The organism is Pseudomonas sp. MBLB4123 (assembly GCF_051904775.1).
In the GTDB taxonomy this organism is placed as follows: domain Bacteria; phylum Pseudomonadota; class Gammaproteobacteria; order Pseudomonadales; family Pseudomonadaceae; genus Aquipseudomonas; species Aquipseudomonas benzenivorans_B.
On record NZ_CP196711.1, the window covers coordinates 1,470,848 to 1,484,082 of the forward strand.

At 69.1% G+C, this 13,235-nt stretch carries 14 protein-coding genes; 7 read left to right on the forward strand and 7 right to left on the reverse strand.

The annotated features are described in order from the left end of the window. Nucleotides 1–97: 97 nt before the first annotated feature. From ACSX1C_RS06915 to ACSX1C_RS06925, 3 genes are all read right to left on the reverse strand, one after another. Nucleotides 98–1,351, reverse strand: coding sequence for an ABC transporter substrate-binding protein (locus tag ACSX1C_RS06915; RefSeq protein ID WP_439888816.1), 1,254 nt, complete (start codon nt 1,349–1,351; stop codon nt 98–100). Between the two features lie 278 nt (nt 1,352–1,629). Further along, on the reverse strand, nt 1,630–2,247 hold the full coding sequence (locus ACSX1C_RS06920) for a nitroreductase family protein (protein ID WP_439888817.1): 618 nt from the start codon (nt 2,245–2,247) through the stop codon (nt 1,630–1,632). A 67-nt stretch (nt 2,248–2,314) separates the two neighbouring features. Beyond that, the gene (locus ACSX1C_RS06925; protein WP_439888818.1) at nt 2,315–3,226 is read right to left on the reverse strand and encodes an EamA family transporter; all 912 of its coding nucleotides are present in this window, start codon (nt 3,224–3,226) and stop codon (nt 2,315–2,317) included. A gap of 77 nt (nt 3,227–3,303) precedes the next feature. On the opposite strand from ACSX1C_RS06925, the gene ACSX1C_RS06930 reads away from it, so the two are divergent. Continuing rightward, nucleotides 3,304–3,816, forward strand: coding sequence for a MarR family winged helix-turn-helix transcriptional regulator (locus ACSX1C_RS06930; RefSeq protein WP_439888819.1), 513 nt, complete (start codon nt 3,304–3,306; stop codon nt 3,814–3,816). A gap of 9 nt (nt 3,817–3,825) precedes the next feature. On the opposite strand, the gene ACSX1C_RS06935 is transcribed toward ACSX1C_RS06930, so the two are convergent. The 4 genes from ACSX1C_RS06935 to edd all read right to left on the reverse strand — a co-directional run bounded on the left by ACSX1C_RS06935 (nt 3,826) and on the right by edd (nt 8,862). Beyond that, nucleotides 3,826–5,253 carry an ATP-binding protein gene (locus ACSX1C_RS06935; RefSeq protein WP_439889376.1) on the reverse strand — a complete coding sequence of 476 codons (1,428 nt, stop codon included), beginning with the start codon at nt 5,251–5,253 and terminating at the stop codon, nt 3,826–3,828. Nucleotides 5,254–5,272: 19 nt separating this feature from the next. After that, complete coding sequence (locus ACSX1C_RS06940; protein WP_439888820.1) at nt 5,273–6,007, reverse strand: response regulator; 735 nt, start codon at nt 6,005–6,007, stop codon at nt 5,273–5,275. Between the two features lie 63 nt (nt 6,008–6,070). After that, nucleotides 6,071–7,039 (reverse strand): glucokinase, encoded by a 969-nt coding sequence (locus tag ACSX1C_RS06945; RefSeq protein WP_439888821.1) that lies wholly within the window; start codon nt 7,037–7,039, stop codon nt 6,071–6,073. Next, entirely contained in the window at nt 7,036–8,862 is a 1,827-nt protein-coding gene (edd, locus tag ACSX1C_RS06950; RefSeq protein ID WP_439888822.1) for a phosphogluconate dehydratase, read from the reverse strand. The genes ACSX1C_RS06945 and edd overlap by 4 nt, the downstream gene beginning before the upstream one ends. Before the next feature lie 131 nt (nt 8,863–8,993). Here edd and gap point away from each other — a divergent pair, with 131 nt between their 5' ends. The 6 genes from gap to ACSX1C_RS06980 all read left to right on the forward strand — a co-directional run bounded on the left by gap (nt 8,994) and on the right by ACSX1C_RS06980 (nt 13,143). Further along, entirely contained in the window at nt 8,994–9,998 is a 1,005-nt protein-coding gene (gap, locus tag ACSX1C_RS06955) for a type I glyceraldehyde-3-phosphate dehydrogenase (protein WP_439888823.1), read from the forward strand. Between the two features lie 266 nt (nt 9,999–10,264). Continuing rightward, on the forward strand, nt 10,265–10,573 hold the full coding sequence (locus ACSX1C_RS06960; RefSeq protein ID WP_439888824.1) for a BufA1 family periplasmic bufferin-type metallophore: 309 nt from the start codon (nt 10,265–10,267) through the stop codon (nt 10,571–10,573). A 22-nt stretch (nt 10,574–10,595) separates the two neighbouring features. Continuing rightward, nucleotides 10,596–11,498 (forward strand): MNIO family bufferin maturase, encoded by a 903-nt coding sequence (gene bufB / locus ACSX1C_RS06965; protein ID WP_439888825.1) that lies wholly within the window; start codon nt 10,596–10,598, stop codon nt 11,496–11,498. Then, on the forward strand, nt 11,495–12,274 hold the full coding sequence (locus ACSX1C_RS06970) for an HvfC/BufC N-terminal domain-containing protein (protein WP_439888826.1): 780 nt from the start codon (nt 11,495–11,497) through the stop codon (nt 12,272–12,274). Before bufB ends, ACSX1C_RS06970 begins: the two co-directional genes overlap by 4 nt. Beyond that, nucleotides 12,271–12,780, forward strand: a complete 510-nt coding sequence (locus ACSX1C_RS06975; RefSeq protein WP_439888827.1) for a DoxX family protein — start codon at nt 12,271–12,273, stop codon at nt 12,778–12,780. The genes ACSX1C_RS06970 and ACSX1C_RS06975 overlap by 4 nt, the downstream gene beginning before the upstream one ends. A gap of 27 nt (nt 12,781–12,807) precedes the next feature. After that, nucleotides 12,808–13,143 carry a hypothetical protein gene (locus ACSX1C_RS06980; protein WP_439888828.1) on the forward strand — a complete coding sequence of 112 codons (336 nt, stop codon included), beginning with the start codon at nt 12,808–12,810 and terminating at the stop codon, nt 13,141–13,143. Nucleotides 13,144–13,235 lie beyond the last annotated feature (92 nt).

The following is a 13,235-nucleotide window of genomic DNA, read 5'->3' on the forward strand; positions in this document are numbered from 1 at the left end:
TTCAGGGCGCACCTATCCACGGCGCGGTTTTCACCGCACCGGGATACTCGAGTCACCTGGAGAGAGCCGCCGGGCTGGCCGGCGGCCAGGATTGGCCTTACTGCACGGCCTTGATCGCGGCGGCCAGTTGCTGCGCGGCGCGCTGCGGGTCGCCTTGCGGGTCGTTGAAGAAGTTGGTCACCACATCGAACACCGCGCCCTGCACGTAGCTGGAAGCGGCCATGCCGTGGGCCAGGCTCGGCTGCAGGCCGCCGTTGCCGGCCGCCTCCTTGAAGTCGGCCATGGAGGCCTGGGCACAGGCATCGAAGCCGCTCATGTCCTGATCCAGGCGCACCGGTATGGAGCCCTTGTTCTGGTTGAAGAACGCCTGGAACTGCGGCGACATGACGGTCGCGGCCAGGTCGGCCTGGGCCTTGCGGTTGCCTTCGTCGCTCAGCCTGAACATGGCCAGCGAATCGATGTTGTAGGCGAAGCTGCCCTGGGTGCCGGGGAACGGCAGGCACTGGTAGTCCTGGCCCGCCACCTTGCCGGCGGCGGTCCATTCGCTCTTGGCCCAGTCGCCCATCACCTGCATGCCGGCCTTGCCGTTGATCACCAGGCCGGTGGCGGCGTTCCAGTCGCGACCGGCGGCGTTGGCGTCGATGTAGCCGCGCAGCCGTTTCAGGGCGGCGAAGGCCTCGACCATCTTCGGCCCGGTGAGGGTCGCCTCGTCCTGTTCGACGAAGGCCTTGTGGAAGCCTTCCGCGCCCAGGACGCTGAACACCAGGTCCTCGAACACGGTGCTGTCCTGCCAGGGCTGGCCGCCGTGGGCCAGGGGAATGAAGCCGGCGGCCTTGAGCTTGTCGGCGGCGGCGAAGAATTCGTCGAGGGTGGTCGGCGCGGTGGCGCCGGCCTGGGCGAAGACCTGCGGGTTGATCCACAGCCAGTTGACCCGGTGCACGTTGACCGGCACCGCGACGTAGTCGCCGTCGTACTTCATCACATTGGCCACCTGCTCGGGCAGCAGCTTATCCCAGCCCTGCTGCTCGGCGACGCCATTGAGGTCGGTCAGCAGGCCCAGCTCGCCCCACTCCTGGATGTCCGGTCCCTTGATCTGGGCGGCGGCAGGCGGGTTGCCGGAAACGGCGCGGGTCTTGAGTACCGTCATGGCCGCCTCGCCACCGCCGCCGGCGACGGCGAAGTCCTTCCAGCTGTGGCCCTTCTCCTCGACCAGTTTCTGCAGGGTGTCGGCGGCGCGCTTCTCGCCACCGGAGGTCCACCAGTGCAGCACTTCGACTTCGCCGGCATGGGCGGCCAGCGGCAGCAGGTAGGCGAGGGAAACGGCAGTTGTCAGGCGGGAGAACGCATTCATGGACGGTACCTTCTTGTTGTTATCCACGGGATTGATGTGATCCACGGGCAAGTCTGGTGCTTGCGCTGCAGTGGATTCTATCCAGGGTCCCCGGCGTGGAGGGTAACGAAGGGATGCGCAAAGGTCACAGGCTGGTTACAAAGGCGCGGCCCCGCAGCACCCCGGCCATTCGAGTGCCTGGCTGCACAGGCAGGAAGGCCCGGACGACCTGCTCGGATCGTTCCGGGCCAACCGGAGCGCCGGGAGCGGCGCGCGCCTGCTTGGACGCATCGGCGGGCTCAGGCGAACGCCATGACCTCGGGCAACGGCTTGCGCGGCTTCTGCGGCCAGTTGCCCCGAGCCGGGTAGCCGGCGGTGACCAGGATCACCGGAACCTCATTGGCCGCCAGGTCGAACTCGCGCGCCACCGCCGCGGCATCGAAGCCGCTCATGGGGCCGGTTGCCAGCCCCATGCCCGCGGCGGCCAGCATCAGGGTCATGGCCGCCAGGGAGGCCGAACGCAACGCCTCGTCACGCTGCAGCTGCGGGTTGCCCCGGTGCGAGCCGGTGGCCGCGGCGACCCAGCCCTCGACCAGCGCCTGATCGAGGATGCCGGCCGCGACCGAGGGCTGCAGCGCCCGCGCGAGCCCCTCATGGGCCTCCAGGGTGCCGCAGACGATGTAGGTGACCGGGGCATCGAGCACCTGCTGCTGGCCGTAGGCCGCCCCGTGCAGGCGCGCCTTGGCCTCGGCGCTGCGCACGGCGATGAACTTCCAGTTCTGCAGGTTGTAGGCCGATGGCGCGCGGGCGGCCAGGCGCACCAGCTCGCTGACCTGTTCGTCCGACAGGTCGCGACTGGTGTCGTAGCGACCGGTCGATACGCGGGACTCGATGATCTGTTTGATGAAGTCGGACATGGGATTCTCCTCTGGCGATGAATGATGAAGACCGCAGCGCGACGACACGCCCGGCCAAGGTTGCCGATCAGCGCTGCAGTTGCGCGACCGGCGCCGCGGGCGGTTGCGAAGCCGGCGCCGCTGAAGCCCACTGCACCGCCAGGATGCTGCCGAGCACCGCCACCAGCCCCAGCAGCGACAGGCCGGTCAGGCTCTGGCCGAGCAGCGCCCAGCCGAGGACCACCGCGGTCAAGGGGCTGAGCAGGCCCAGCGAGGACACCGCGACCGGCGTCAGCCGGGCGATGCCGCGGAACCACAGGGCATAGGCCAGCAGCGCGCCGAACAGCGACAGGTAGGCATAGGCCAGCCACTGGCTGAGGCTCAGGCTCGGCAACGGCGGATCGAGACTCCAGGCCACCGGCGCCAGCAACAGCCCGCCGAGCAGCAACTGCCAGCCGGTGAACGCCAGCAGCGGCACCTGCGGGCGCCAGCGCCGCGCCAGGTAGGTCCCGGCCGCCATGCAGGCGGTGCCGACGAAGGCCGCGGCGATGCCCAGCGGATCCCACACGGCCCCCGGCGCCAGCAGCAGCGCGGCCATGCCGGCCACCCCCAGCGCGCCAGCGCCCAGGGCCAGGTTGGCCGGCCGGCGGCTGTCCAGCCCCCACACCAGGCCCATCACCAGCAGCGGCTGCAAGGCACCGACCACGGCCGCCAGGCCGCCGGGCAAGCGGTAGGCGGCGACGAACAGCAGGGCCTGAAAGAAGCCGATATTCAGCGCCGCGAGTACCGCCAGGCGCGGCCAGGTCGCGCGGCCGGGCAGGTGCCGGCTGTACAGCACCAGCAACAAGCCGGCAGGCAGGCAGCGCAGCAACGCGGCCGTGAAGGGCCGGTCCGGCGGCAACAACTCGGTGGTGACGATGTAGGTCGAGCCCCAAATGGCCGGTGCCAGGGCGGTGATCAGCACATCGACCCAGGGCAGGGGTGCTTGCTTGCTGCTCATGCAATTACCTTCAATTCAAGATAAAATCAAAGCCTCCCACATAACAATCTTGATATCAAGATAAAAAGGTCCGCCTGATGAGCACAGATCGACGACCGGATGCGGTAGACGCCATCCTCGAACAGTGGCGCCGCGAGCGCCCGGACCTGCAACTCGGCCCCATGGGCACCATCGGCCGGCTCAAGCGCTGCTCCACCCTGCTCGGCCGGCGCCTGGACGAAACCTTCGCCACCTTCGGCCTGAGCGCCTGGGAATTCGACGTGCTGGCGACCCTGCGGCGCTCCGGCGCGCCCTACTGTCTGGCGCCGACCGAGCTGTTCGCCACCCTGATGGTCACCTCCGGCACCATGACCCACCGCCTGAAGAGCCTGGAGGCCAGCGGCTGGGTGCGCCGCGAGGCCAATCCGGCGGACGCACGCAGCCTGCTGGTGCGCCTGACCGACGACGGCAAGGCGCTGATCGACCGCGCGGTGACGGCCCATGTGGAGAACGAGCAGCGGATCATGGCGCCGCTGGACGACGCCGAACTGGCGGCACTGGACGCCGACCTGAGGCGGCTGCTGGCGATGCTGGAGGCGGCGGACGACTGATGCGCGTCCTCACTCGGCCTGGCGCGGCAGCATCAGGGTCACCCGCAGGCCGCCTTCGCGCAGGTTGCGCAGGCTCAGCTCGCCGCCGTGGCTGTGGGCGATATTGCGCGCGATGCCCAGGCCCAGGCCATAGCCCTGCTGTTGCCCGGCCAGACGAAAGTGCGGTTCGAACACCTGCTCCAGGCGCTGCTCCGGCACCCCAGGCCCTTCGTCATCGACGTGCAGGACGAAGGCCTCGGCATCGTCCTCGATATGCAGGTGGGCCCGTTCGCCGTACTTCAGGGCGTTGTCCACCAGGTTGCCGATGCAGCGCTTGAGCGCCAGGGGCTTGCCCGGATAGCTGGCCAGGGCCTGGCCGTCCAGGGTCACCCGGCCGTTGCCGGCCGGGGCCAGGTAGGGTTCGATCACGCAGTTGAGCAGATGGTTGAGGTCCACCGGCTCGATGTTCTCGTGGATGTCGGTGTCCTTGACGCACTGCAGCGCGCCCTTGACCAGCATCTCCAGCTCGTCCAGGTCGCGGCCGAACTTGGCCTGCAGCTCCTCGTCGTCGAGCAGCTCGACACGCAGGCGCAGGCGGGTGATCGGTGTGCGCAGGTCGTGGGAAATGGCGCTGAACAACTGGCTGCGTTCGCGCAGGTAGCGGCCGATGCGCTCGCGCATGCTGTTGAAGGCGCGACTGACCTCCACCACCTCGCTGCCGCCGGCCTCGGGCAGCGGCTCGACCTCGCTGCCCAGGGACATCTCCCGCGCCGCCACCGCCAGGCGCTTGAGCGGGCGGCTCTGCCAGTGCACCAGCAAACCGATGAACAGCAGCAGGAAGCTGCTGGTGAGGAGGATGAACCACAGCTGCTGGGCCGGCAGGCCCTGCTGCTCCAGGCTGACATAGGGCTCGGGCATCAGCGAGGCCAGGTACAGCCACTCGTTCGGCGCGATCTGGATCTGCGTCACCAGCACCGGCGGGTTCAGCGGCTCCAGGCTCAGGGCATAGTGGGCCCAGGAGCGCGGCAGCTGGTCGAGGGCCAGGGCGCTGTTGAAGATGCGCAGGTCGTCCGGGCTGACGAACTGCACGGAAAGGTCCAGGTCCTTGCCCAGGCGCTCGCGCAGGGTCGCATCCACCGCGTCGAGCACCGCGCGCTTGCGTGGCGTCTGCGGCAGCACCTGCATGCTCAGGGGCTTGTCGTTGAGCGAGACGAAGAAGCGCGTGCCACCCATGTTGCGCAGCTGGTCGAGCACCAGCGGCCGGTAGCCCAGCGGCAGGGAGCGGAAGTAGCCGACGCTGGCGGCCATCGACTGAGCCAGACTGCGCGCGCTGGTGAGCAGGCCCTCCATCTGGCTGGCGCGCAGCTGAGACACCCAGATGAAGCTCGACAGGGCCTGGGCCAGCAACACCACCAGCAGGGTCAGCAGCAACATGCGCGCCAGCAGCGAGCGCGGCAGCGGCAGCAAGCGGCGCGGGTTAATGGCCATCGCCCAGGTACGGCGCGACGTTGGCCGCCAGCAGGTAGCCGCTGCCGCGCACCGTGCGGATGAGCCGCGACGGCTTGTCCGTGTCGCGCAGGCGCTGGCGCAGGCGGCTGACCGCCATGTCGACGATGCGCTCCAGCGGCATCACCTCGCGGCCGCGGGTGGCGTTGCCTATGGTGTCGCGGCCTAAGATCTGCTGCGGATGGTCGAGAAACAGCTTGAGCAGGGCGAAGTCGGCGCCGGAGAGGATCACCTCCTCGCCGTCGGCATGGAACAGCCGGTGGCTGACCATGTCCAGGCGCCAGTCGTCGAAGGCCAGCACCTCGCTGCCGCGCTCCTGGCTGAAATGGGCGCGGCGCAGCAGGGCCTTGATCCGCGCCAGCAGTTCGCGCGGGCTGAACGGCTTGCCCAGGTAATCGTCGGCGCCCAGCTCCAGGCCGATCACCCGGTCGGCCTCGTCGGAGCTGGCGGTGAGCATGATGATCGGCACCTGGGCGAAGCGCTGGTGCTCGCGCACCCAGCGGCACAGGCTGAAGCCGTCCTCGTCGGGCAGCATCACGTCGAGGATCAGCAGGTCCGCCGGCTCGGCGCACAGGCCCTGGCGCAGGCCCGTGCCATCGCCGACGGTGCGCACCTGGAAGCCCGCGCGGCTCAGGTAGGTGTGCAGCAGCTCGCGAATTTCCTGGTCATCGTCGACCAGCAGTATCGACTTTCCGGGCAGGCTCATGGTCCGCCATCCTTATTCTTGGCTCATCGGCTGCGCCAGATGCGAATCGGCGCGCGGCCCAGCCTACACCCGCGCCGTGGCGAATGCTTGCTGCAAAGCGACGCCCGCGCCCATCAACCCGGGGTACTCGGCCGTCACCAGCCAGGCCGGGATGCCCTCGAAGTAACCGCTCATCACGCCCTTGTCGCGCAGGCAGCGGGCGAAGCCGCTGGCCCGGAACAGCTCGGCGAAGCGCGGCACTACGCCGCCGACTATGTAGACGCCGCCGCGCCCGCCCAGGCTCAGCACCAGGTTGCCCGCCGCACGGCCGAGCCAGCAGCAGAACTGCTCGATCACCGCCAGCGCCACGGCATCGCCGGCCAGCGCCGCCGCCGTGATCTCGGCGGGCGACTGCAGCCGCGGCGCATAGCCATCCAGGGCACAGATCGCGCGGTACAGCGTCAGCAGACCGCCGCCGCTGAGCACGTCCTCGGCGCGCACATGGCCGAGCTGGGCATGCAGCTGCTGCCACAACAGGGCCTCGCGCGGGCTGCCGATCGGCAGGTCGACATGCCCGCCCTCCCCCGGCAGGGCCAGCCAGCGGCCGTCGGCCAGCTGCAGCAGGGTGCCGACGCCCAGGCCGGTGCCGGGACCGATCACCACCCAGGGCCGGTGCGCCTCCGGCTCGCCGGGGCAGAGCCGCAGGCGCTCGTCCTCGCCCAGGCGGGTCATGCCCAGGGCCATGGCGGAGAAATCGTTGACCAGCAGCAGCTCGCGCAGCTGCAGTTCCTGGCAGAAGGCCGCACGGTCGATGCGCCAGTGGTTGTTGGTGAAGCGCAGCTCATCGCCGCTGACCGGCCCGGCACAGGCCAGGCACACCGCATCCACCGCGCCGAACGGCAGCTCCAGTTCGGCCAGGTAGGCGCCGATGGCCGCCTCCGGCCCCGGGTAGTCGGCGGTGGCCAGCACCCGCACCGACTCCAGCCGCTCGTCGCGCCACAGGGCGAAACGCGCATTGGTGCCGCCGATATCGCCGACCAGGGCCAGTTTCACTTGAGCGACTCCAGGCTGGCGGTGAAGGCGCTGGCGCCCTGCTCGGCCGAACTGAAGGCCTGGCGCATGAAGGCGAACAGCTCGCGGCCGCAGCCCACGGCGTCGGCCAGGTCGTCGAGCGCCGGCTCCCGCGCCGCCAGCTCGGCGTCCTCGACCAGCACCCGCAGCTCGCCGCTGCGGCCGTCGACGCGGATCAGGTCGCCATCGCGCACCCGCGCCAGCGGCCCGCCGTCGTAGGCCTCGGGACAGACATGGATGGCCGCCGGGATCTTGCCCGAGGCACCGGACATGCGCCCGTCGGTGACCAGCGCCACCTTGAAGCCGCGATCCTGCAGCACGCCGAGGAAGGGGGTCATCTTGTGCAGCTCGGGCATGCCGTTGCTGCGCGGCCCCTGGAAGCGCATCACCGCGACGAAATCGCGCTCCAGCTCGCCGGCCTTGAAGGCATCGGCCAGCTGCTGCTGGTCATGGAACACCCGCGCCGGGGCCTCGACCACCTGGTGCTCGGGGGCCACGGCGGAGACCTTCATCACCCCGCGGCCCAGGTTGCCCTGCATCAGGCGCAGGCCGCCCTCGGCGGAGAAGGGGTTGGCCACCGGGCGCAGCACGCTCTCGTCGTGGCTCTTGCCCGGGCCGTCGCGCCAGACCAGCCGACCGTCCTCGAGGAAGGGCTCGCGGGTGTAACGGGACAGGCCGTGGCCGGCCACGGTGGCGACGTCCTCGTGCAGCAGGCCGGCGTCGAGCAGCTGGCGGATCAGCAGGGCCATGCCGCCGGCGGCCTGGAAATGATTGATGTCGGCCTTGCCGTTGGGATAGACGTGGGCCAGGGTCGGGGTCACCGCGGACAGGTCGGCCATGTCCTGCCAGGTCAGCTGGATGCCGGCGGCCCGGGCGATGGCCGGCATGTGCAGGGTGTGGTTGGTCGAACCGCCGGTGGCATTCAACGCGACTATGGAGTTGACCAGACAGCGCTCGTCGACGATCCGCCCCAGCGGCATGAACTGGCCGCTCTGCTTGGTCAGGCGGGTGATCTGCCGGGCCGCCTCGGCGGTCAGGGCCTCGCGCAGCGGCGTACCCGGATTGACGAAGGAGGCGCCGGGCAGGTGCAGGCCCATCACCTCCATCAGCAGCTGGTTGGTGTTGGCGGTGCCATAGAAGGTGCAGGTGCCGGGGCTGTGGTAGGCGGCCATCTCGGCGGCCAGCAGCTCGTCGCGGCTGGCCTTGCCCTCGGCGTAGCGCTGGCGCACGTCGGCCTTCTCCTTGTTCGACAGCCCGGAGGGCATGGGCCCGGCCGGCACGAACAGGCTCGGCAGGTGGCCGAAGCGCAGCGCGCCCATCAGCAGGCCCGGGACGATCTTGTCGCAGATACCCAGGTACAGCGCCGCGTCGAACATGTTGTGCGACAGCGCCACGGCGGTGGCCATGGCGATCACCTCGCGGCTGGCGATGCCCAGCTCCATGCCCGGCTCGCCCTGGGTCACCCCGTCGCACATGGCCGGCACACCGCCGGCGAACTGGCCGACCGAGCCGACCTCGCGCAGGGCCTGCTTGATCCGCTCCGGGTAATCCTGATACGGCTGGTGCGCCGAGAGCATGTCGTTGTAAGCAGAAACAATCGCCACGTTGGCCGCATCCATCAGGCGCAGGGTCTGCTTGTCCTGGCCGCCGCAGCCGGCCACGCCGTGGGCGAAGTTGGCGCACTGCAGCTTGCCGCGCTGCGGGCCATCGCTGGCGGCCGCATCGATCATTGCCAGGTAGCGCGCGCGCGTGTCACGACTGCGTTCGATCAGACGGTCGGTTACCTCAAGGACGCGGGGATGCATGTTGTCGACTCCTGGCTGGCGGATGGCGATATCTTGTGCTTAATACAAGAATACTGCCAGCCAAATCGCTTGATTTCCATAGCTTCGAATATAATCTTGTAATTCCAACAACAAAATCACGAGAAGCCACCATGACCCTACGAATCGCCATCAATGGTTTCGGCCGCATCGGCCGCAACGTGCTGCGCGCCCTATACAGCCAGGGCTACCGTCAACGGCTGCAGGTCGTGGCCATCAACGACCTGGGCGACAGCGCGCTCAACGCGCACCTGTTCAAATACGACAGCGTGCACGGCATCTTCGACGGCGAGGTCGAGGCTGACGGCGAGAGCCTGAGGGTCAATGGCGACTGTATCGCCGTCAGTGCCATCCGTGATCCCGCCGAGCTGCCGTGGAAGGCCCACCGGGTCGACCTGGTGTTGGAATGCACCGGCCTGTTCACCGAGCGCGACAAGGCCGCCGGCCACCTGAGCGCCGGCGCGCGCAAGGTACTGATCTCGGCGCCGGCCAAGGGCGCCGACGCCACCCTGGTGTTCGGGGTCAACCACAGCGTGCTGCGCCAGTCCATGCGGATCGTCTCCAACGCCTCCTGCACCACCAACTGCCTGGCCCCGGTGGCACAGGTGCTGCACCGCGAGTTGGGCATCGAGCAGGGCCTGATGACCACCATCCACGCCTACACCAACGACCAGCACCTCACCGACGTCTACCACGGCGATCCCTACCGCGCCCGCTCGGCGACCCAGTCGATGATCCCGACCAAGACCGGCGCCGCCGAGGCGGTCGGTCTGGTGCTGCCGGAGTTGGCCGGCAAGCTCACCGGCATGGCGGTGCGGGTACCGGTGGTCAACGTCTCGCTGGTCGACCTGTGCCTGCAGGTCCGGCGCGACACCTCGGCCGAGGAGATCAACGCCCTGATGCAGGCTGCCAGCGAGACCTCCAGCGTGCTGGGCTACAACAGCCTGCCCCTGGTCTCCTGCGACTTCAACCACAACCCGCTGTCGTCGATCTTCGACGCCAACCACACCAAGGTCAGCGGCCGCCTGGTCAAGGTCATGGCCTGGTACGACAACGAGTGGGGCTTCTCCAACCGCATGCTCGACAGCGCCCTGGCGCTGTGCGCCGCCCCCCAATAGCGCTCGACTGGGCGATTGCCGGGCGGTCGCACGTTCCCTGGCCCGGTTCGAACAGATTTCTGCCGGTGCCCTGTAACAAAAGCCGATACCGTCCGTCTGATTGAGTAAGAACGGCACGCGGAGCACGCGATGCCAGAGGCGAGTTGCCGTTTCTGCGCCGCCTCGGCCAGTCACCGCGTTTTGTGCAGCGCGAGCCAGGCTGTCACTGCTGCTGTTCTATGCTGCTTCCGAGTGTTTCACCCCTCAACCATATGGAGATACCCAATATGAAAACCACTGCTTCCCATGCTGTTTCGGCCGCCGGTCTCGCCCTTGCCCTGGGGGCAGCCCTGGCGATCTCCAGCGCACCGCTCACCGCCCAGGCGGCGGAAAACGAGAAGTGCTACGGCGTATCCATGAAAGGCAAGAACGACTGCGCCGCCGGCCCCGGCACCACCTGCGCCGGCACCGCGAAGACCGACTACCAGGGCAATGCCTGGAAGTTCGTGCCCGAGGGCACCTGCAAGGACCTCGCCTCGCCGACCTCGCCGACCGGCTTCGGCCAACTCGAGGCCTTCGAAGAAGTGAAGTCCTGACCCGCGAGCAGGAGCGCTGTTGATGACCCCTACCCCCCATCCCCCCGTCAGCAGCGCTCCTGCGCTTCGGCCCGCGCTTCCCAGCCGGGCCGGGGTCAGCCTCAAGTCGCAGCACTTCCAGGACATCCTCGCCAGTGACCCGGCGGTGGGCTTCTTCGAGGTGCACGCCGAGAACTACATGGTCGCCGGCGGCCCCTTCCATCACTACCTGAGTCAGATCCGCGAGCGCTATGCCCTGTCGATCCATGGCGTCGGCCTGTCCATCGGCGGCGAGCAGCCCCTCGACGGCGAGCACCTCGATCGCCTGGCCGCCCTGCTGGAGCGCTACCAGCCCCACGCCTTTTCCGAGCACCTGGCCTGGTCCAGCCACGGCGAGCTGTTCCTCAACGACCTGCTGCCCATCTGCTACGACGACGTGACCCTCGACCGGGTCTGCGCCCACGTCGACCGGGTGCAGAGCCGTCTGCAGCGCCAGATGCTGCTGGAGAACCCGGCGACCTACCTGGAGTTCGCCGGCTCGACCCTGGACGAAGCCAGCTTCATCGGCGAGGTCGTCCGCCGCACCGGCTGCGGCCTGTTGCTGGACATCAACAACATCTACGTGTCCTGCATCAACCATCACTGGGATGCCCAGGCCTACTTGCGTGCCCTGCCACTGGCCGCGGTCGGCGAGATCCATCTGGCCGGTTTCGCCGAAGACCGCGACGCGGCAGGCGACCGCCTGCTGATCGACAACCACGGCGCGCCGGTCGACGATGCGGTGTGGCGACTCTACCAGGACGCCCTGCAGCTGATCGGCCCCTGCCCGACCCTGCTCGAACGGGACAATGCCGTGCCCGCCCTGGCCGTGCTGGTGGAGGAGGCGCAGCGGGCGCAGGCGCTGCTCGATGCCTGCCGGCCCGCCAGGCAGCAGGTGCGCGCATGAGCCTGCAACAGCGCTTCGCCGGCGCCCTGCTCGACCCCGAGCTGGAATGCCCGAGGCAGCTGCGGGCGTGGAACGGCTCCGATCCGACGAAGCGTTTCGCCGTCTATCGCAACAACGTGCTCAGCTCCCTGGTCGATGCCCTGGCCGCCAGTTTCCCGGTGGTCCAGCAACTGGTGGGCGAGAACTTCTTCCGCGCCATGGCCGCGGTGCACGTGCGCAGCTCGCCGCCACGCTCGCGCCTGCTGGCTCACTACGGCGCCGGCTTCCCGGCCTTCATCGAGGGCTTCGCCCCCGCCGCCAGCCTGCCCTATCTGGCGGACATGGCGCGCCTGGAGGCGCTGCGCATCGAGGCTTACCACGCCGCCGACGCCGCCCCCGTGGCCAGCGATGCCCTGGCCGCCGCCCTGGCCACGCCGGAGCGCGTCGGCGCCCTGTGCTTCCAGCTGCATCCGGCCCTCGGCGTGCTCGACTCGGCCTTCGCCGTGGTCTCGCTCTGGGCCGCCCACCAGGACGAGCGGCCGCTCGCCGGCTTCGATCCCCACCAGGGCGAGTGCGCCCTGGTGCAGCGCCGAGGACTGGAGGTGGAGGTACTCGGCATCCGCCCGGGCGACGCCCGCTTCATCCAGGCCCTGCAGCAGGGACAGCCCCTGGGGCAAGCCGCCGAGCGCGCCCTGGTCCGCGACGCCGAATTCGACCCCGGCCGCTGTCTGAGCCATCTGCTCGGCAGCGGCGCCATCATCCAGTTTGCTTACGACAACCAAGGACAATGCCCATGAGCAACCCCGCCCGCACCGCCGCTCCCGTTCGCCTGATCGCCTGGGCAATCGAGTTGTGCAAGCTGATCCCCTACAGCCTGGTGGCCTTGCTCGGCCGCTTCTCCATCGCCGCGGTGTTCTGGAAGTCCGGCCAGACCAAGATCGAGGGCCTGGCCATCGACCTGGTCGAGGGCAGCTTCGAGTTCGGCCTGCCCAGGCTCTCGGCCTCGGCCGTGCCGCTGTTCGAGCACGAGTACCAGGTGCCGCTGCTGCCGCCGGAACTGGCCGCGATCATGGCCGCCTTCGCCGAGCACCTGTTCCCGCTGCTGATCCTGCTCGGCCTCGCCACGCGCTTCTCCGCCCTGGCGCTGGTCGGCATGACCCTGGTGATCCAGCTGTTCGTCTACCCCGGCGCCTACCCGACCCACGGCGTCTGGGCGGCCGTGTTGCTGATGCTGGCGGCCAAGGGACCCGGCGCACTTGCCCTGGATCAACTCATCGCCCGGCACTATGGTTATAATCGCTGACCCGTCCCGGCAGAATCATCACGCGCCATGACCACCCGCCTGCTCCTGTGCCTGCTGCTGTGCCTCGCGCTGCCCCTCAACGGGCTGGCGGCGCTGGCCGTGCAGGCCGAGCCCTGCCCCATGCCGGCCCAGGCCCATGAGGCGTCGATGCAGGCCGGGGCCGATTGCTGCGATGCCCAGAAAAGCGCACAGCTCGGCAGCAAGGTGTGCAAGAACGGCCAGCAGTGCCAGAGCGCCGGCCTGCCCCAGCTGACGCCGGGCAGAACGCCCTTCGCCGCCGCCGACGCAGCCGCGCCCAGCCACTACAGCGACCTCATCCCCCTCCTGAGCCCCGAAGACCCCTGGCGCCCTCCCCGGGCCTGACCCCCGCCCTGTCCTGAACGTCGCCGCGTGCCAGTTACGCGGCGGCCTGTGCGTCCGCGCCCGCGCCGACGCTGGATCATCGCTGGAAGTCT